The organism is Arthrobacter sp. ZGTC212, assembly GCF_002929255.1.
Lineage (GTDB): Bacteria > Actinomycetota > Actinomycetes > Actinomycetales > Micrococcaceae > Arthrobacter_B > Arthrobacter_B sunyaminii.
Genome location: NZ_PJIJ01000003.1, coordinates 207,662 through 224,341, shown reverse-complemented (window position 1 = coordinate 224,341; position 16,680 = coordinate 207,662). Strand labels below are relative to the sequence as shown.

At 66.6% G+C, this 16,680-nt stretch carries 15 protein-coding genes; 9 read left to right on the top strand and 6 right to left on the bottom strand.

Annotation, left to right across the window (positions count from 1 at the left end):
• Positions 1-170 precede the first annotated feature (170 nt).
• Both CXQ89_RS13285 and CXQ89_RS13280 read right to left on the bottom strand, forming a co-directional pair.
• The gene (locus CXQ89_RS13285; protein WP_104161611.1) at positions 171-1,160 is read right to left on the bottom strand and encodes an LLM class flavin-dependent oxidoreductase; all 990 of its coding nucleotides are present in this window, start codon (positions 1,158-1,160) and stop codon (positions 171-173) included.
• Between the two features lie 148 nt (positions 1,161-1,308).
• Complete coding sequence (locus tag CXQ89_RS13280) at positions 1,309-1,797, bottom strand: SRPBCC domain-containing protein (protein WP_181032346.1); 489 nt, start codon at positions 1,795-1,797, stop codon at positions 1,309-1,311.
• Positions 1,798-1,946: 149 nt separating this feature from the next.
• Here CXQ89_RS13280 and CXQ89_RS13275 point away from each other — a divergent pair, with 149 nt between their 5' ends.
• Positions 1,947-2,243 (top strand): DUF3253 domain-containing protein, encoded by a 297-nt coding sequence (locus CXQ89_RS13275; RefSeq protein ID WP_104161904.1) that lies wholly within the window; start codon positions 1,947-1,949, stop codon positions 2,241-2,243.
• Between the two features lie 2 nt (positions 2,244-2,245).
• On the opposite strand, the gene CXQ89_RS13270 is transcribed toward CXQ89_RS13275, so the two are convergent.
• Positions 2,246-2,554: a cupin domain-containing protein gene (locus tag CXQ89_RS13270; RefSeq protein WP_104161609.1), complete on the bottom strand. Its 309-nt coding sequence runs from the start codon at positions 2,552-2,554 to the stop codon at positions 2,246-2,248.
• A gap of 61 nt (positions 2,555-2,615) precedes the next feature.
• The gene (locus CXQ89_RS13265) at positions 2,616-4,259 is read right to left on the bottom strand and encodes a PucR family transcriptional regulator ligand-binding domain-containing protein (RefSeq protein WP_104161608.1); all 1,644 of its coding nucleotides are present in this window, start codon (positions 4,257-4,259) and stop codon (positions 2,616-2,618) included.
• 148 nt (positions 4,260-4,407) lie between these two features.
• Here CXQ89_RS13265 and CXQ89_RS13260 point away from each other — a divergent pair, with 148 nt between their 5' ends.
• From CXQ89_RS13260 to putP, 3 genes are all read left to right on the top strand, one after another.
• A complete protein-coding gene (locus CXQ89_RS13260) occupies positions 4,408-5,898 on the top strand; it encodes a CoA-acylating methylmalonate-semialdehyde dehydrogenase (RefSeq protein WP_104161607.1) in 1,491 nt (496 codons plus the stop codon).
• Between the two features lie 21 nt (positions 5,899-5,919).
• On the top strand, positions 5,920-7,293 hold the full coding sequence (locus CXQ89_RS13255) for an aspartate aminotransferase family protein (protein ID WP_104161606.1): 1,374 nt from the start codon (positions 5,920-5,922) through the stop codon (positions 7,291-7,293).
• Positions 7,294-7,470: 177 nt separating this feature from the next.
• Positions 7,471-8,982: a sodium/proline symporter PutP gene (gene putP, locus CXQ89_RS13250; protein ID WP_104161605.1), complete on the top strand. Its 1,512-nt coding sequence runs from the start codon at positions 7,471-7,473 to the stop codon at positions 8,980-8,982.
• 58 nt (positions 8,983-9,040) lie between these two features.
• Here putP and CXQ89_RS13245 read toward each other — a convergent pair whose 3' ends face one another.
• A complete protein-coding gene (locus tag CXQ89_RS13245; protein WP_104161604.1) occupies positions 9,041-10,003 on the bottom strand; it encodes an L-lactate dehydrogenase in 963 nt (320 codons plus the stop codon).
• Positions 10,004-10,223: 220 nt separating this feature from the next.
• Here CXQ89_RS13245 and CXQ89_RS13240 point away from each other — a divergent pair, with 220 nt between their 5' ends.
• Together CXQ89_RS13240 and CXQ89_RS13235 are read left to right on the top strand one after the other, a co-directional pair.
• Positions 10,224-10,661 carry a hypothetical protein gene (locus CXQ89_RS13240; protein WP_104161603.1) on the top strand — a complete coding sequence of 146 codons (438 nt, stop codon included), beginning with the start codon at positions 10,224-10,226 and terminating at the stop codon, positions 10,659-10,661.
• Positions 10,658-11,374, top strand: a complete 717-nt coding sequence (locus tag CXQ89_RS13235) for a hypothetical protein (protein WP_104161602.1) — start codon at positions 10,658-10,660, stop codon at positions 11,372-11,374. Before CXQ89_RS13240 ends, CXQ89_RS13235 begins: the two co-directional genes overlap by 4 nt.
• 115 nt (positions 11,375-11,489) lie before the next feature.
• Here the strand turns inward: CXQ89_RS13235 and CXQ89_RS13230 are convergent, their stop codons facing one another.
• A complete protein-coding gene (locus tag CXQ89_RS13230; protein ID WP_374952985.1) occupies positions 11,490-13,238 on the bottom strand; it encodes a gamma-glutamyltransferase family protein in 1,749 nt (582 codons plus the stop codon).
• Positions 13,239-13,405: 167 nt separating this feature from the next.
• On the opposite strand from CXQ89_RS13230, the gene CXQ89_RS13225 reads away from it, so the two are divergent.
• The 3 genes from CXQ89_RS13225 to CXQ89_RS13215 all read left to right on the top strand — a co-directional run bounded on the left by CXQ89_RS13225 (position 13,406) and on the right by CXQ89_RS13215 (position 16,646).
• The gene (locus CXQ89_RS13225) at positions 13,406-14,113 is read left to right on the top strand and encodes a YoaK family protein (protein WP_104161903.1); all 708 of its coding nucleotides are present in this window, start codon (positions 13,406-13,408) and stop codon (positions 14,111-14,113) included.
• Between the two features lie 9 nt (positions 14,114-14,122).
• Entirely contained in the window at positions 14,123-14,677 is a 555-nt protein-coding gene (locus tag CXQ89_RS13220) for a GNAT family N-acetyltransferase (protein ID WP_104055064.1), read from the top strand.
• 229 nt (positions 14,678-14,906) lie between these two features.
• Positions 14,907-16,646 carry an L-lactate permease gene (locus CXQ89_RS13215; protein WP_104055063.1) on the top strand — a complete coding sequence of 580 codons (1,740 nt, stop codon included), beginning with the start codon at positions 14,907-14,909 and terminating at the stop codon, positions 16,644-16,646.
• Positions 16,647-16,680 lie beyond the last annotated feature (34 nt).

Sequence of the window (16,680 nt, the reverse complement as noted above, 5' to 3'; positions counted from 1 at the left end):
CCTTCGTTTGGCCATTAGTAGGGCTACTTAGGCACACGAAGGAGGAACACGTCCGCGCCAGTCCCGGCCAGCGGGACCGGCGGGACCGGGCGCCACCGGCGGGACCGGGCGCCGGAGGCCTGCCGGTCCCCGGCAGCCTTAGGCGCGGACCAACTTAGGCCCGGACCAACTTAGGCCCGGACCAGCTCCGTCACTGAAGCCAGCAGCTCGAACGAGTGGAGCCGTGATTCGAGGGTGGGGGTCTGGGTGGCCACGATCAACTCATCGGCATCGGCGTGGGTGCTGAACCAGTCCAGGTAGTCGCGGACCTCTGCCGGCGTACCCACAGCGGAATAACGTCCCATCTGCTTGACCTGCTGCCCGCCCGGGGATTCCAGGATCATGTCAGCTTCCTCGGACGTGAAGGTCCGGTCCCGGCCAAAGAGCTGGGTGACGCGGCGGCGCTGACCGTCGGTGAACATCTGCTGCGCTTCTTCGGAGGTGTCCGCGGCAATGACGTTGACGCCGGCGATGACGTACGGCTCGGCCAGCTGTTCCGAGGGACGGAAGTCGCGGCGGTAGATGGCCACGGCATCCTGCAGTGCCTGCGGGGCAAAGTGCGAGGCGAACGAGTAGGGCAGCCCCAGGGCGGCGGCGAGCTTCGCGCCAAACAGGGACGAGCCCAGAATGTACAGCGGAACGTTGGTGCCCTTGCCGGGGGTAGCGTCGATGCCGGGGATCAGCGTATTGCCGGTGAGGTAGCCCTGCAGTTCCTGCACATCCTGCGGAAAACTGTCCGAGGACATGGGATCGCGGCGCAAGGCGCGCATGGTCTTCTGGTCGCTGCCGGGGGCGCGGCCCAGGCCCAGGTCAATCCGGCCGGGGAAGAGTGTCTCCAGGGTGCCGAACTGCTCCGCAATGGTCAACGGGGCGTGGTTGGGCAGCATGACCCCGCCGGCACCGAGCCGGATGTTCTCGGTGTGGGCGGCAATGTAGCCCACCAGCACGCTGGTGGCCGAGGATGCGATGGTGGGCATGTTGTGGTGCTCGGCGTACCAGATGCGGGTGTAGCCCAGCTTCTCGGCGTGCTGTGCCAGGGCGAGGCTGGAGGCGAAGGAGTCGCGTGCGGTTTCGCCCTCGTCAATGATGGCAAGATCGAGGATCGACAGCGGAACAGTCATGTGGGTTTTCGGCCTTTCGTTGCACGTTGCACCCTGCCGGCTGTTTGCCCGGGCACTTCTGGTGCAACAGCGGAGGGCACGCTCTTATTTCACGCGCTCCTTTTCATGCCGCTGCCCGCATGCCGCCGCCTGTCTGCCGCCGTTTACCTCATCCACCGCCGCTGCGGCGGACCAGATACCGGGAGAGACGGTCAAAGGAAGAGTTCCAGCCGCTCTGGTGTCCGTCCAGATCACGCCGGTCGGAGAAGGGTCCCTGCCGGAACGTCATGCGCGTTCCACCGTGATGCGGGCTCAGGTCCACCGTGATCAGGGTTTCCGGGCTCGACGGCGTTCCGTCCGGAGACTGCCACTGCTGTGTCATGGCCAGCCGGTGGGGAGGCTCCAGGTCCCGCAGGGTTCCGCCCCACCACAGCTCATCCCCGGTCAGGGTGTTCACCATGCAGGCACGGTAGGTTCCGCCCACGCGGTTGTCGATGCTCACCCGATCCGGCGGCACAATAAAGCCCTCGGGTCCCCACCAGTCCGTGGCATGCGCCAGATCTGCCCAGGCATCGTAGACAGCCTGCTGCGGGACCGGGAAATCCCGCACCATCAACAGCTCATTCTCTGCTCCCTGCGGTGACACCGGATCAGCCATGACAGTCCTCTCGGTTCCGCCGAATCTGTCTTCAAGTGTGGTCCGCCGCATGCCGGCGTGGCCAGACTGCTGCGGCAAACGGGAACCGGCGGCGGAATTCCACCGGACCCGGTTCCGGTGAGTAGCCCGTCCCCGGCACAATGGCCTGCATGGATGCCAGCGGAACATCACAGACCGGAAGCGCGGACAGATCAAAGGACGACGTCGGCCCGCGCCTGGAGGCAGCCATCCTGGCCTTGCTCGCTGCCCGGGCGGACACCGCCACCATCTGCCCCTCGGACGCGGCCCGGGCGGTGGCCCCGGACAGCTGGCGGCCGCTGATGGATCCGGCCCGCAGTGCGGCGGCCAAGCTGGTGGCGAGCGGCGACGTAGAGATCACCCAGGGCGGCGGCGTCGTCGATCTTTCCACGGCCCGCGGACCGATCCGCATCCGCCGCAGACGCTGAGGCTAGCCCTGCTGTTTGAGCTCAATCTCGATGAACGCGAATTCAGTGTCGGTTTTGTTGATGACGTTGTGCTCGGCTCCGGCTTCCCGGGCATAGGAGGCACCCACGACCAGGTCCTTGGTGACCTGTTCCTCAGCGGTCTCATAGCTCATGTGGCCGTCAATGGTGGGTACCACCACATAGTCCAGTTCATGGCGGTGCCAGCCCGTTTGGGTCCCCGGCGGAAAACGCCATTCGGTCACACGGATGCGGGCATTGTCGATCTGTACGGAAGCTACGGCCTGGCCGTAGACCGAGGTGGTCGAAGTCATGGGGAAAACCTACCCCAGCACCGGCGGTTGCCGAAGGATGTTAAGCGATGGCCTGCTTCGTTCACCCTGCCGCCGAGAGCGACCGCAGCTGCCGCAGGAGCACCGCCACGTGCAGTGAGGTCCGGGATTCGGGATCTTCCAGGGACACCCCCAGCTTCGCTTCCAGCCGTTCCAGCCGGGCGTACAGGGTAGGGCGGCTTAGGTAACCGCGGCGGGCCAGCTCCGTTTTGTTGCCTCCGCATTCAAGAAATTTCTGCAGCAGTGCCAGGTCCTCCCCCGCGCCATCCTCCAGGATGCCGCTCAGCTCGGTGTCGGCAAACGTGACGGCCCGCGGATCTTCGCGCAGCAGGGCCAGCAGTCCCCTGAGCCGGACGTCGGTGGATCGGAAGTACCGTCGGGTCCCGGCGGACAGGGTTCCCGCTGTCTGCGCCACGTGGGCAGCCTCATCAAGGCCGGCGGCGGCATCCGAGAGGGCAGAACGGGCACGTCCCGCCCCGGCGGTCCAGGTCAGCGGTTCGGCGGCTTCCGCGGACCGTTCGGCCAGCACCCCGCAGATGCGCTCCAGCACGCTGTCCTCGAGCAGCCGGGCCGGCAGGGCCAGCAGTACTGCCACCTGGCCGGTCTGCACAGCGGCAGCCAGCGCAGTATTCCGGGTGGAGGACAGGACACTGTCCAGCATTTCGAGCAACGCGCGCTCTTTACGCTGCATGGACATGGGATCCTGGCCCGCACCTGCTTCCAGATGCAGCACCAGCGGAAGGTAGGCCGGGGAAGGTTTCAACCCCAGCGCCTCCGCCCGGGTTCGGGCCTCGGCTTCATCGGGCACCCGCGGCGAGCGCAGTTCATGGATCAGGCCGGCTTGGGCCTGCTGCGACAAGCCTGCCTGGTCGCGCTCGGCCAGCCGGTTGATGGACAGTGCCTGGCCGGCACGTTCCAGCACCATGGACGCCTCCGCCGCGGCGGCTTCCGACGCAACCGGGAGACCGGGGATCACCAGGCGGCCCCAGCGCTGGCTGCCCAGCCCCACCGGCGCCTGCAGCCACGCTGCGTCCGCTGCCGCCGGAGAATTTCCCTCTGCTAAACCGGAACGGTGCACCGCGCGGGAACGGCGCTGCCAGTCCCGCAGCAGATCCTTTGGCGGTACCGGCCCCGGTGCAAAAGCCACCACCAGGTGCGAGTTGTCTTCCAGGACCACCGGAGAGTCCAGCAGCTGCGCTGCCCGGTCCACAATCTCCTGGACGCCGGCGCTTTGCAGGCTCAGCATGGTGAAGACCTCGTGGACCTCCCGTGCCCGGGCCACCTGTTCAAACTGCCGGGCCACGATGCGCCGGTGCACCACCTCGGTGACCTCCACGAAACGGATCCGCCGGTGCAGCCGGATTACCGGCAGCCGGGCACCGGCGGCAGCAGTGGTCAAAGCCGCCGCGTCCGCCGGCCGGTCCCCGGTGAGCTCCACGATCACGCCCGCCGCTCCGGCAGCCTCCAGCCCGGCCAGATAGTCCGCCGCAGCCGCAGCCGAATCCCCGAAAGCCAGGCCTGTGGTGAGCACCAGCTCCCCGCCCTCCAACAGATCGGCCAGGTTGCGCAGTTCCGCGACATGAACCCAGCGCACCGGGCGCTCCAGCAGTTCCCTCCCCGCGAGCACTTCCGGCGCCCCCGCGCGCATCACGTCCAGTTCCAGCACTGCGGCCACCGTCAGCATCATGCCGCGAGTCTAGGCCGGTTCCGGGTGCGCGTCCTTACAAACCGTAAAGATTGCGCCAGATTTCCTGACATGTTGGCAATGGTTTCGCGGGGCCTCCCACGGCAGGATGGTGCCACTTCCGTTTCGCGTTCCACCCACAGGAGCAGGCATGCAGACCACTCAGCACTGGATCAACGGCACTTTCACTAAACCGGCCGACAGCCGGCTGGCCGACGTCACCAATCCGGCCACGGGCAAGGTCACGTCCCAGGTGGCCCTGGCCTCCGCGGAGACGGTCAACGACGCCGTCGCCGCGGCAACGGCGGCTTTCCCGCTTTGGCGCGACACGTCGCTGGCCCGCCGCGTGCAGATCCTCTTCACCTTCCGCGAGCTCCTGAACGCCCGCAAGCCGGAGCTGGCAGCGATCATCACCGCTGAGCACGGCAAGGTGCTCGACGACGCCCTCGGCGAGATCAGCCGCGGCCAGGAAGTCGTGGAATTCGCCTGCGGCATCCCGCACCTGCTCAAGGGCGGCTACACCGAAAACGCCTCCACCAACGTGGACGTGCATTCCCTGCGCCAGCCGGTGGGTCCGGCCGCCATCATCAGCCCTTTCAATTTTCCGGCCATGGTGCCCATGTGGTTCTTCCCGGTCGCCATCGCGGCCGGCAACACCGTCGTCGTCAAGCCCAGCGAAAAGGATCCGACCGCGGCGAACTGGATGGCGGAACTGTGGAAGGAAGCGGGCCTGCCGGACGGCGTCTTCAACGTGCTCCACGGTGACAAGGAAGCGGTGGACACCCTGCTGCACCACCCGGACATCAAGTCCGTCTCCTTCGTCGGCTCTACGCCCATTGCCCAGTACGTCTACCGTGAGGCCACGGCCGCCGGAAAGCGCGTCCAGGCCCTGGGCGGCGCCAAGAACCACATGATTGTCCTGCCCGACGCCGACCTGGACCTGGCCGCCGACGCCGCCGTCAACGCGGGCTTCGGGTCCGCCGGCGAGCGCTGCATGGCAATCTCCGCGCTGGTTGCCGTCGAACCGATTGCCGATGAGCTGGTGGCCAAGATCGCCGAGCGCACCCGTACGCTGCGCGTCGGTGACGGGCTGCGCGGCGCCGATATGGGGCCGCTGGTGACCGCTGCCCACCGCGACAGGGTGGCCGGCTACATCGACGCCGGCGCTGCCGCCGGCGCCGGCGTGGTGGTGGACGGTCGGGACGTGGCGCCCGACGCCGAGGGCGAGGGGTTCTTCCTCGGCCCGACCCTGTTCGACCGGGTCACCCCGGACATGTCCATCTACACCGATGAAATCTTCGGCCCGGTCCTCTCCGTCATTCGGGTCGAAAGCTACGACGAGGCGCTGGCACTGATCAATGCCAACCCCTACGGCAACGGCACCGCCATCTTCACCAACGACGGCGGCGCCGCCCGGCGCTTCGAGAACGAGGTGGAGGTGGGAATGGTGGGCATCAACGTGCCCATCCCCGTACCCATGGCCTATTACTCCTTCGGCGGCTGGAAGAACTCGCTCTTCGGCGACTCGCACGCACACGGCACCGAGGGAGTGCACTTCTTCACCCGCGGGAAGGTGGTCACCACCCGCTGGCTGGACCCCAGCCACGGCGGATTGAACCTCGGCTTCCCGCAGAACGCCTAAGACCCAGGAGGACTACCGAACATGAACACCACCACCGAATCCGCAGTCACCGAAGCGGAACTCGCCGCGGGCCGACGCGCCTATGAGCTGGACCGCGAGCACGTCTTCCATTCCTGGTCCGCGCAGAAGCAGATCAAGCCCATGACGGTTATCCGCGCAGAGGGCTCCCACGTGTGGGACGGCGAGGGCCGGAAACTGCTGGACTTCTCCTCGCAGCTGGTCAACACCAATATCGGCCATCAGCATCCCAAGGTGGTCGCGGCCATCCAGGAGCAGGCCGGCAAGCTCTGCACCATCGCCCCGCAGTACGTCAACGACGCACGCTCGGAAGCGGCCCGGCTGGTTTCGGAACTGACACCGGGGAATCTGGACACGGTTTTCTTCACCAACGGCGGAGCCGACGCCATTGAGCACGCCGTCCGCATGGCCCGCCTGCACACGGGACGTTACAAGGTCCTCTCCGCCTACCGGTCCTATCACGGCGGCACGGCACTGGCAGTAAACGTCACCGGGGATCCCCGCCGGATTCCCAACGACTACGGCACTGCCGGCACCGTCCATTTCCATGCCCCGTTCCTCTACCGGTCCCAGTTCCACGCCACCACCGAGCAGGAGGAATGCCGGCGGGCCCTGGACCATCTGGAATCCATCATCCAGCTGGAGGGGCCGTCCGCGTTTGCCGCCGTGGTGCTGGAATCCATTCCCGGCACCGCCGGGATCATGGTTCCGCCGCCCGGATATCTGGCCGGGGTCCGGGAACTGACCCGCCGCTACGGCATCATGTTCATTGCCGATGAGGTGATGGCCGGTTTCGGCCGCTCCGGCAAGTGGTTCGCCGTCGAACACGGCGGGGATGTGGTGCCGGACCTGCTCACCTTCGCCAAGGGCGTGAACTCGGGTTACGTGCCGCTGGGCGGCGTGGCCATCTCCGATGAAATTGCCGCGACCTTTGCGGACACGGCATACCCCGGCGGGCTGACCTACTCCGGACATCCGCTGGCCTGCGCTGCGGCGGTGGCCACCATCGGCGCCATGCGCGAAGAGGGGATGGTGGAAAACGCCGCACGCCTGGGCGACGCTGTGTTCGGACCCGGGCTGGCGGAAATAGCCGCCAGGCACCAAAGCGTGGGCGAAGTCCGCGGCACCGGCGCCTTCTGGGCCATTGAACTCGTCAAGAACCGTCAGACCCGGGAGCCACTGGCACCCTACGGCGGCTCCAGCCCGGAGATGAACACGCTGATCGCGGCCTGCAAGGACCGCGGGCTGCTGCCCTTTGCCAACTTCAACCGCCTCCACGTGGTTCCGCCGCTGAACGTCACCGATGAGGAAGCCCGCACGGGACTGGACATCATCGATGACGTCCTGGGCATCGCCGACACCTTCGTGACCGGCTAACCGACCCGGGTGCCCCTTGTTTGGTCAGCGGCGTGTTCCGGGACGCGCCGCTGACCGGGGTGGTTTCGGTCCCGCTGAATTCCCTGATTTCACCGCTCACTGTGACGCTTGGCATACTTGGTGGGGCCTTCGGGCTCCAACCGCGATACGTAACCAGAGTGAACGGCTAACAACACTATGACTGACCAGACGTACAAACTGATCGCCATGGCGATTTACATGCTCGCCATGCTGGCGATCGGCTGGTGGGCCTACCGGCGTACCACCGACCTCGACGACTACATGCTGGCCGGCCGGGATTTGAAGCCCGGCGTCGCAGCCCTCAGCGCCGGCGCGTCGGACATGTCCGGCTGGCTGCTGATGGGTTTGCCCGGCGCCATCTATGTCTCCGGCCTGGTGGAGGGCTGGATCGCCGTCGGCCTCACCGCCGGCGCCTGGCTGAACTGGAAGTTCGTGGCCCCCCGCCTGCGCTCCTACACTTTGGTCTCCAACAACTCCATTACGGTGCCCAGTTTCCTCGAGAACCGGCTGAAGGACCGTTCCCGGATCCTGCGCGTGGTCTCCGGGGTCATCATCCTGGTGTTCTTCACGTTCTACGTCTCCTCCGGCATGGTGGCCGGCGGCGTCTTCTTTGAGAGTTCCTTCGGCTCCTCCTACCTCGTGGGCATGCTGATCGTCGCCGGCGTGACCATCGCGTACACGCTCTTCGGCGGCTTCCTGGCTGCGAGCTACACCGACGTTGTCCAGGGTCTGATGATGCTCGGTGCCCTGATCCTCGTTCCGCTGGTGGGCCTGGGCCAGGTTGGCGGCTTCGGCGGCATGACCGACTCCCTCCGCGAGATTAACCCGGACATGCTGGATCCGATCGCCGGCGGCACCGCCGTCGGTATCATCTCGGCGCTTGCGTGGGGCCTGGGCTACTTTGGCCAGCCGCACATCATTGTCCGTTTCATGGCACTGCGCTCCCCCAAGGATGCCGTGGCCGGCCGCCGGATCGGTGTGGGCTGGATGCTGCTGACCGTGATCGGCGCTTTGATGACCGCGCTGATCGGTGCTGCCTACTTCCAGCAGAACAACCTCACCCTGAGCGATCCCGAAGCCGTGTTCCTGGAGCTCTCTCTGATCTTCTTCCACCCGCTGGTGGCCGGTTTCGTTCTCGCCGCAGTCCTGGCCGCGATCATGAGCACCATTTCCTCGCAGCTGATCGTCACGTCCTCGGCCCTGGTGGAGGACCTCTACAAGATCGTGCTCAAGCGCGATGCTTCCCCGGGCTCCATGGTGCTGCTGGGCCGCATGGGCGTGCTGGTGGTCTCGGTGATCTCGATCCTCATCGCCGTGAGCCGCAACGCTTCCATCCTGGAACTGGTGGGCTTTGCCTGGGCCGGCTTCGGCGCCGCCTTCGGCCCGACCATCCTGCTGGCCCTGTTCTGGCGCAAGCTCACCACCGCCGGCGCCCTGACCGGCATGATCGCCGGCGCAGTCACTGCATTCCTCTGGGGCACCCTGGAAATGCCCGGCATCCTGGGCGACGTGTACGAGATCATTCCCGGCTTCCTGATCAACCTGCTGCTGACCGTCATTGTCAGCCGGGTCACATTCAAGCCCTCAGCTGAGATCGACGCCGAATTCGACGACGCCGTGCGAATTTCCAAGGGCGACGGCGAACCGGCAGCGACCGTCCCCGCCTAGTTCCGCGGGACCCCGCGGGATCAGCTGCTGCCTCCACGGGAACGAGCACCCTCACCGGCTACACTCCGAGTTTGGTGAGGGTGTTCCGCAGGGTCTCGGCGGAGTCCTGGAACTGCCGGGTCTCCGTCTCGTCCAGCGGCATTTCCAGCATGCCGTAGACGCCGTTGATGCCAACTATTGAGGGCAGGGACAGCGCGACGCCCTCAATGCCGTAGGCGCCCTGCATGATCGCCGACACCGGCAGCACCGCGTTCTCCGCCTGCATAATGGCTTCCACAATCCTGATTCCGGCCAGCCCGATGGCGTAGTTGGTGGCACCCTTGCCCTCAATGACCTGGTAGGCGGCCGTCACCACGTCATGGGTGACCGCGTCCAGATACTCCTGGGTGAAAACCTGCCGGCCGCTGATTTTCCAGTCCCGAATCGGCACCGGACCAATGGAGGCGCTGGACCACACCGGAAACTCCGAGTCCCCGTGCTCACCGATGATGGTGGCGTGCACGCTGGTCATCAGCACGTGCGCCTCCCGGGCCAGCAGCAAACGCAGCCGGGAGGTGTCCAGCACGGTGCCGGAGGAGAAAATCCGGTTCCACGGAAGGCCGGAGGCCTTCTGGGCCGCCACGGTCAGCACGTCACAGGGGTTCGTGACGACGACGTACACGGCGTCCGGCGCCTGTTCCATCAGCTGCGTCATCAGGTTTTGAATGATCCCGACGTTGACCCCGGCCAGGTCAAGCCTCGATTGCCCCGGCTTTTGCCGCGCCCCGGCCGTAATAACGATGACGTCCGATCCTGCCAGCGCCTCGATATTTCCGCCGCCGGTCACCGTGTTTGCGCCGGTGAACTGCGTGCCGTGGGCCAGGTCCAGCCCCTCGGCTTCGGCCCTGACGGCGTCAATGTCGTAGATCGCAATTTCCCGTGCCGCGTCCCGGATAAGGGCGGCATAGGCGAGGGATGTTCCCACGCTTCCCGCCCCCACGATTCCCAGTTTGGTCACGGGCCGGGTGGTGATGTTGGCCATTGCAGAGCCTCGCTCACATAGGTTTGGATCCCCCTTTTCAGCAATGGTAGGCGCGGGTCCGGTGCAGGGGAACGGCCGGAGCATCCGCGGGCTTCGGTTCATGGGGACTAGCTTGTTCTGCTGCTGTTCCGCCGGAGGTCCGGCTCCCGCCGAAAAGCCCCCGCAGAAACTTGTCACCAGGGGGTAGACAGTCGTCTAAACCGCGCGCACACTTCAAAACATGGATAGTCACCCCGGGGATGACAGCCGCGAACCCGCATGGGACAGCGTTCTGTCCCACCGGCCCCCGGAAGAGCGGGGAGCCATTGGCGGCCGCTTCGAGGCGGCCGGATTGTCAGCAGAGCAGGTGCGAACCGTCCTGGCCGACGGCGGAGACCGGCTTTACGCTGCAGCCGTCGAAGGATCCCCCGGCTGGGCGGACCCGTTTGGCGGCACCCTGGCCGCAGCCCTCCTGGCTGCTGAGGTCGGCGCCCTGGCAGCCCAGCTGGGCCGCCGGGCCTCGGGCATCAGGTCACTCGCGGCAGCTGACCTGCTCGAGGACTTCAGCGCGGTAACGGTCGCCGAAGAGCTGGGTGTGTCCCGGCAGAAGATATATGAGATTGCCCGGGGCGGCCTGCGCGGTCCGCACCTGGACACGGTCCCTTGGAGGTCTCCGTGAAACAGATCAATGAACGCGTCCAGCTACCCGACGCCAACGAACAGTATCTAGTCCATCCACTGGATCTTGCACAGGCCCGCCGGCCGTTCCTGCTGGCCTGGGTGATGGGCATTATCGGCTCACCCCAGGTTTTTGCCGCCGTCGCTGCCCTGGTGTGGGTGGGAAGCAACAACTTCGTGGTCCCTTTTATCGCTGCCGGATCGACAATGCTCTTCGCCAACCTGGCAGCGGCCTGGTTCCGGCGCGAGGCGTGGTCCAACATCCCGGGCAAGCGCCGGGATTCGGACCGGCGTTTGCTGGGCCTGAACCTGCTGGCCGCCGTCGTACAGGCACTGGCGCTGGCGGCAGCGGCGGTGGTGCTGATCCTGTGGTTCATTAACCGCACCGTCTCCCCGGAGGTGGCGGCCTTCGCCACCGGCACGGTCACGGCAATCACGGTGCTGATGGCGGTCGATATGGTGGCGACCGCTGTCCGGTCCCGCAGCGGAACAGCCGCCCTTGCCCCCGCAGTGAACCTGCTCGTGGTGGCGGCGGTGTCCTGGTGGGGATTCCTGGTTATCGCCGGGCGGACCGGACCGCTGGACGTGTCCACCGTCATTATGGGAGCGGCCGTCCTCCTGGCCGTGTGGGGCCTGTGGCTGATCTGGTCGCTCTGGCAGCGCCGGCGGATTGCCCGCGGCCCCACCGGCGGAAGCGCGGCGTCGGCCGCCTAACCTGGCGGCCGCCTAACCTGCCGCCGCCCCTGCCACCTGCCCCTGCCACCAAAGTGTGCAACTGCAGCTGCTGCCCTGCCCCGGGGCGGCAGCTGCAGTCATTGTGGGTGCCTTCCTAGCGTCCGGCGGCGTATCCCTGCGCTCCCCGCGGATTTGCCGCAGCCCCAAGCACTCCCGTGGCCGGATCGCTGACCACCGAGGACAGGCGGCCCAGGGCCCAGTCTCCTGCCCGGGTGACCACGTGGCCGCGGGCTTCGAGGCCTTCAATGACGGCCTCCCCCAGCCGGTCCTCCACCACGGCTCCGCCCGGGGTCCAGGTCCGCGGATAGAAGGACCCGGGAATGGAAGTGGTGTGCAGGGCAGGGGCATCCACTGCCTGCTGCGGCGAGTAACCGCCAACCAGCGTGCGCAGCAGGTACAGCAGCTGCCACTGGTCCTGCTGGTCTCCGCCGGGCGAGCCCAGGGCCGTGACCGGTTTGCCGTCCTTGAGGACCAAAGTGGGCGTCAGCGTGGTTCGGGGCCGCTTGCCTGCGGTAAGGGTGGACGGCGCGCCCTCCTCCAGCCAGGTCATCTGCAGGCGTGACCCCAGGCAGAAGCCCAGCTCCGGAATGGTGGGCGAGGACTGCAGCCAGCCGCCCGACGGCGTCGCCGAAACCATGTTCCCCCACTGGTCCACCACGTCCACATGGCAGGTGTCGCCGCGGGTCTCCCCCGTGGGAAGAACGGTGGGTTCCCCCACTCCGGCGAAGGCCTGCTGCCCGGCAAGGGCCGGCGCGATGTACCCGGTGCGCAGCGGCGGGACAAACGGCGTGTGGCCGGGCACCGTACCGGGGCGGAATTCATGCGAGGCCTTATCCGTGATCAGTGCGCGGCGGGTGGCGGCGTATTCCTCGCTCAGCAGGTAATCCATGGGAACATCCGCGTCGCCGTAGTAGGCCTCGCGGTCTGCTACGGCCAGTTTCTGCGCCTCCAGGATCGTGTGGGCGCCCAGCTCAGTGGAGGGGTCCAGGTATTCGTCGTCGTAGCCGGCCAGAATGGCAAGAGTCTGCAGCAGCGCCGGCCCCTGGCCCCAGGGCCCGGTCTTGGCGATGGTGTGCCCGCGGAATTCAAAGGTCAGTGCGGGTTCGTACGAAGCACTGGCGGACGCGAAATCCTCCAAGGTCATGACGCCGGCGTGGTCCGCGCCGGAGGAATGGCGGTGCGGGACGGACAGGAAGTCCACGGCGGCACGCGCCACGAAGCCTTCGCGCCATTCGCGGCGGGCGGCCTCGATCCGCTCCTCACGGCTGTCCCCCGGTTTGCCTGCCGCCGCAAGCCGGTCCAGAACCGCCGCGTAGGCTGCATTCCGGATCATTTCGCCGTCCGCCGGGATCCGCCCGCCGGGCATCCACTGCGCAGCGGAGCTGGGCCAGTGCTCCGTGAAGAGGTCCGCCACCGAGGCGATGGTGCTGCCCACCCGGCCCAGCACCGGATGGCCGTTGCGGGCGTAGCCGACGGCGAAGGCAAGGACATCCCCCAGTTCCCAGGTGCCGTGGTCCCGCAGCAGCAGCAGCCAGGCGTCGACGGCGGCCGGCACCGCCGCGGCCAGGGCCCCGGCTCCGGGAACCAGTTCCAATCCCTGGGCAAGGTAATGTTCCCGGGTGGCATTGCCCGGAGCGGCGCCCTGACCCATCAGGACCACAGGCTCGGACGGGTTGTCGGCGGTCACGAACACTCCGGTCATGTCTCCGCCGGGCCCGTTGAGGTGGGGCTCCACCACGTGCAGGACGAATGCTGCGGCGGTGGCCGCATCAAAGGCGTTTCCGCCGCGTTCCAGCACTGCCTGGGAGGAAGCGGTGGCCAGCCAGTGGGTGGAAGCGCTCATGCCGAAGGTGCCTTGAAGAGTGGGGCGTGTGGTGAAGGAATCGGGGGCTGTGTAGGTCACGGGGTCGCTTTCGGCTGGAGGTGGCCACTGCTGAATACCATCGAAACTACACCCGGCGGATCGTATACAGTTGCCTGCATCACATCCAGATGAAGGAGTTCCCCGGCGTGAAGCGGTTGAATGCTGTGCCCACCGAACGGGTCCACCTGTGGCTGATGTTGTTGCTGACCTTCTCCACCGGAGTGGTGGACGCCGTCGGCTATCTGGGTTTGGACCGGGTGTTCACCGGCAATATGACGGGAAACGTGGTCCTCCTGGGCATGGCCTTCGCCGGCGGGGCCGATCTTCCGATCCTGCGGCCGCTGCTGGCACTGATCTTCTTCATGCTCGGCGCAGCCCTGGCCGGACGGATGCTGCGCAAGGGGCCGGAGGGCTGGTCCTGGCGCACGTCGGTGGCCCTGACCGTGGTGGCCGGCGGTCTCACTGCGCTCGCTATGTTCGTGGCGGTGGCGGATGTGCAGGGCAACGCCACCCTGGGCAGCCTCACCACGTCCTCCATGGCTACGGTGATGGGGGTGCAGGCAGCCACGGCGAAGCGGCTGAAGGTAGCCGAAATCACCACAGTGGTGGTCACCTCCACCATCACCGGGCTGGCATCGGATTCCAGGCTGGCCGGCGGCAACAGCCAGTTCTGGCAGCGGCGGGCGCTTGCCATCGCGTTGATCCTGTTGGGTGCCGTGGCCGGTGCAGCAGCCTTGAAGGTCGACTTGTGGCTGGGCCTGGCAGTCTCGGCTGCCATCTCCATTGCGGTGGCTGTGATGGGCTACGTTCGCCACCACCGCGAGCTCCAGACCGGCGCCCCAGGCGTGCCTTAGAGTGGATCCATGCCCGCACAGGATGTAGCCGACTGGACTCCGGTCCACACCCGCCGGCTGATACTCCGCCGTCCCGAAGGCAGTGATGAACATGCCGCCCTGGATCTGCACACCGATCCCCGGACCAACGTGCACCATCCCGCTCCGCGCACCGTCACCCGCGCTTCCTCGGCCCGGATTTTTCATGAAATAGGGCTCCACTGGTACCGCCACGGGTTCGGCGTTTGGGCCGTCAGCACCCAGGAGGATCCGCAGACACTGATCGGGTTCACCGGCCTCTCCCACCGGCTGGTCCATGCCCGGCCGGCGTTGAACCTCTATTACCGCTACCTTCCTGAAGTCTGGGGCCGCGGCTACGCCACCGAGGGAGCCCGGGAGGCCGTCCGGCTCGCGGATGAACTTCTTCCGGGCCTGCCGGTGGTCGCCTACACGACTGCGGACAACATTGGTTCCCAGCACACTGCCCTTGCCGCGGGATTGGACCGGCGGGAGGACCTCGACGTTGACCGCGGCACCTACCGGGACATCTATCTGGCCCGGGGCTGGTACACCGAGCGCCCATAAGGACCCGTCGGCTGCAAAGATTCTCCGCAGCAAACCCGGGGTGAGCCCGGCCGTCAACCCCGTTCCGCGGTAGCCGGGCATTTTTCCGGTACCGGGCGCCTAAATGCACTGCCGGATCTACTCTGATGGTGGGCTCTCCCGTGCTGTCTGCAGCCCGCGTTGTGGCGGCCTTGCCCGCTTCCCGTGTTTTTCCATTGACGCCGCCGTCCGGCGCGACCCGGAGGTAATCATGGACAGCTTCACCCCCAGCACCGACGCGGTTGCCAACAGCATTATCTGGTCAGCACTTCTGGCGCTCGTTCCCCTGCTGTTGTTCTTCTTCCTGCTGGCTGTCGTCAAAACCAAGGCCTACATTGCCGGGGCCTGGTCGCTGCTGGCGGCCCTGCTCATCGCTGTGCTGGGTTTCTCGATGCCCGTGGGCCTGGCGCTGCTCTCGGCCACGCAGGGAGCAGCGTTCGGGTTGTTCCCGGTGGTGTGGATCATCATCATGGCCGTGTGGCTGTACCAGGTCACGGTCCTGAGCGGCCGGTTCGAGGATCTGCGCCGCGTGTTCGACGCCGTGGGCGGCGGCGACCTGCGGGTCCAGGCCATCCTCGTGGCCTTCTGCTTCGGCGGGCTGCTGGAAGCGCTGGCCGGCTTCGGGGCTCCGGTGGCAATCACCGTCACGATGCTCCTGGCACTGGGGATCGCCCCCATCCGTGCCGCCGCCGCAGTCCTGGTTGCCAACACCGCGCCGGTGGCGTTTGGCGCACTGGCCATTCCCATTACGACGGCGGCCAACCTTACCAATTACACGGGCGAAGAGATCGGTGCAGTAGTGGGACGACAAACCCCGCTGCTGGCCTTCTTCATCCCGCTGGTGCTGCTGTTCATCCTGGACGGACGCAAGGGTCTGCGGGACTGCTGGCCGGTGGCCCTGCTCACCGGCGTCGTCTTCTCCGTGATGCAGTTCCTGTGCTCCAACTACTTCTCCTACGAACTCACCGACATTGTCGCCTCGCTGGTGGCGATGGCCGCCGCCGTCGGCTTCCTGCGCGTCTGGCATCCGCGTAACGGAGCAGAGGCCGATGCGCGGATGAGCGAGGAACTCGCCGCCGCCCGCGCGTCAGGCTGGACTCCGGCCGGCGGCGACGGGAACGCGGACGTCGGCACGGCTGCCACGGACACGGCAGCGGACCGTCTCACGCCGGGCCGGGCGTGGATGGCACTGTTTCCCTATGTCCTGGTCATTGCCGTATTCGGCATCGTGAATCTGTGGACCTGGGGCATCAACATTCCCGAGGCCCTGGAGAAGACGATCATCAAGATTCCCTGGCCTGTCCTGCATGAGAAGCTCCTGGACGCCAACGGACAGCAGCAGTCCTCCACCGTCTACAACTTCGAGTGGCTGATCAGCCCGGGCACCCTGCTATTGATCAGCGGGCTCATTGTGGCTGTGGTCTATTCCCGGTTCAACGACGGCGGGCGGTATCCGCTGGCCGTCGGGGAGGCCGTGAAGGAAATCGGCCGCACGGCGGTCCGGATGCGCTCTGCAGCCATGACCATCCTGGCGGTGCTGGCCCTGGCCTACGTCATGAACTTCTCCGGACAGACCGTCTCGATTGGAACCTGGCTGGCCGGAACGGGAGCATTCTTCGCGTTCCTCTCCCCGGTGCTGGGATGGATCGGCACCGCCGTGACCGGTTCGGACACCTCGGCGAACGCGCTGTTTGCCAAGCTGCAGCAGACCGCCGGGATTCAGGCCGGGATTGATCCCCAGCTCCTGGTTGCCGCCAACACCGGCGGCGGGGTGATGGGCAAGCTGATCAGCCCGCAGAACCTGGCCATCGGCGCGGCCGCTGTGAACATGAGCGGGCAGGAATCGGTCTTGTTCCGCAAAGTGGTGGGCTGGAGCGTCATCCTGCTGCTGGCCCTGTGCTGCATTGTCTTCCTGCAGTCCACGCCGGTGCTCGGCTGGATGCTGCCATAGACTCCGTCCGGAGCCGGCCGATCAGGCCCCGCCC

Bases quoted from the DNA above. Each gene is read 5' to 3' on its own strand.
- CXQ89_RS13285 (WP_104161611.1), bottom strand. From the start codon at position 1,160: ATGACTGTTCCGCTGTCGATCCTCGATCTTGCCATCATTGACGAGGGC.
- CXQ89_RS13280 (WP_181032346.1), bottom strand. From the start codon at position 1,797: ATGGCTGATCCGGTGTCACCGCAGGGAGCAGAGAATGAGCTGTTGATG.
- CXQ89_RS13275 (WP_104161904.1), top strand. From the start codon at position 1,947: ATGGATGCCAGCGGAACATCACAGACCGGAAGCGCGGACAGATCAAAG.
- CXQ89_RS13270 (WP_104161609.1), bottom strand. From the start codon at position 2,554: ATGACTTCGACCACCTCGGTCTACGGCCAGGCCGTAGCTTCCGTACAG.
- CXQ89_RS13265 (WP_104161608.1), bottom strand. From the start codon at position 4,259: ATGATGCTGACGGTGGCCGCAGTGCTGGAACTGGACGTGATGCGCGCG.
- CXQ89_RS13260 (WP_104161607.1), top strand. From the start codon at position 4,408: ATGCAGACCACTCAGCACTGGATCAACGGCACTTTCACTAAACCGGCC.
- CXQ89_RS13255 (WP_104161606.1), top strand. From the start codon at position 5,920: ATGAACACCACCACCGAATCCGCAGTCACCGAAGCGGAACTCGCCGCG.
- putP (WP_104161605.1), top strand. From the start codon at position 7,471: ATGACTGACCAGACGTACAAACTGATCGCCATGGCGATTTACATGCTC.
- CXQ89_RS13245 (WP_104161604.1), bottom strand. From the start codon at position 10,003: ATGGCCAACATCACCACCCGGCCCGTGACCAAACTGGGAATCGTGGGG.
- CXQ89_RS13240 (WP_104161603.1), top strand. From the start codon at position 10,224: ATGGATAGTCACCCCGGGGATGACAGCCGCGAACCCGCATGGGACAGC.
- CXQ89_RS13230 (WP_374952985.1), bottom strand. From the start codon at position 13,238: ATGAGCGCTTCCACCCACTGGCTGGCCACCGCTTCCTCCCAGGCAGTG.
- CXQ89_RS13220 (WP_104055064.1), top strand. From the start codon at position 14,123: ATGCCCGCACAGGATGTAGCCGACTGGACTCCGGTCCACACCCGCCGG.
- CXQ89_RS13215 (WP_104055063.1), top strand. From the start codon at position 14,907: ATGGACAGCTTCACCCCCAGCACCGACGCGGTTGCCAACAGCATTATC.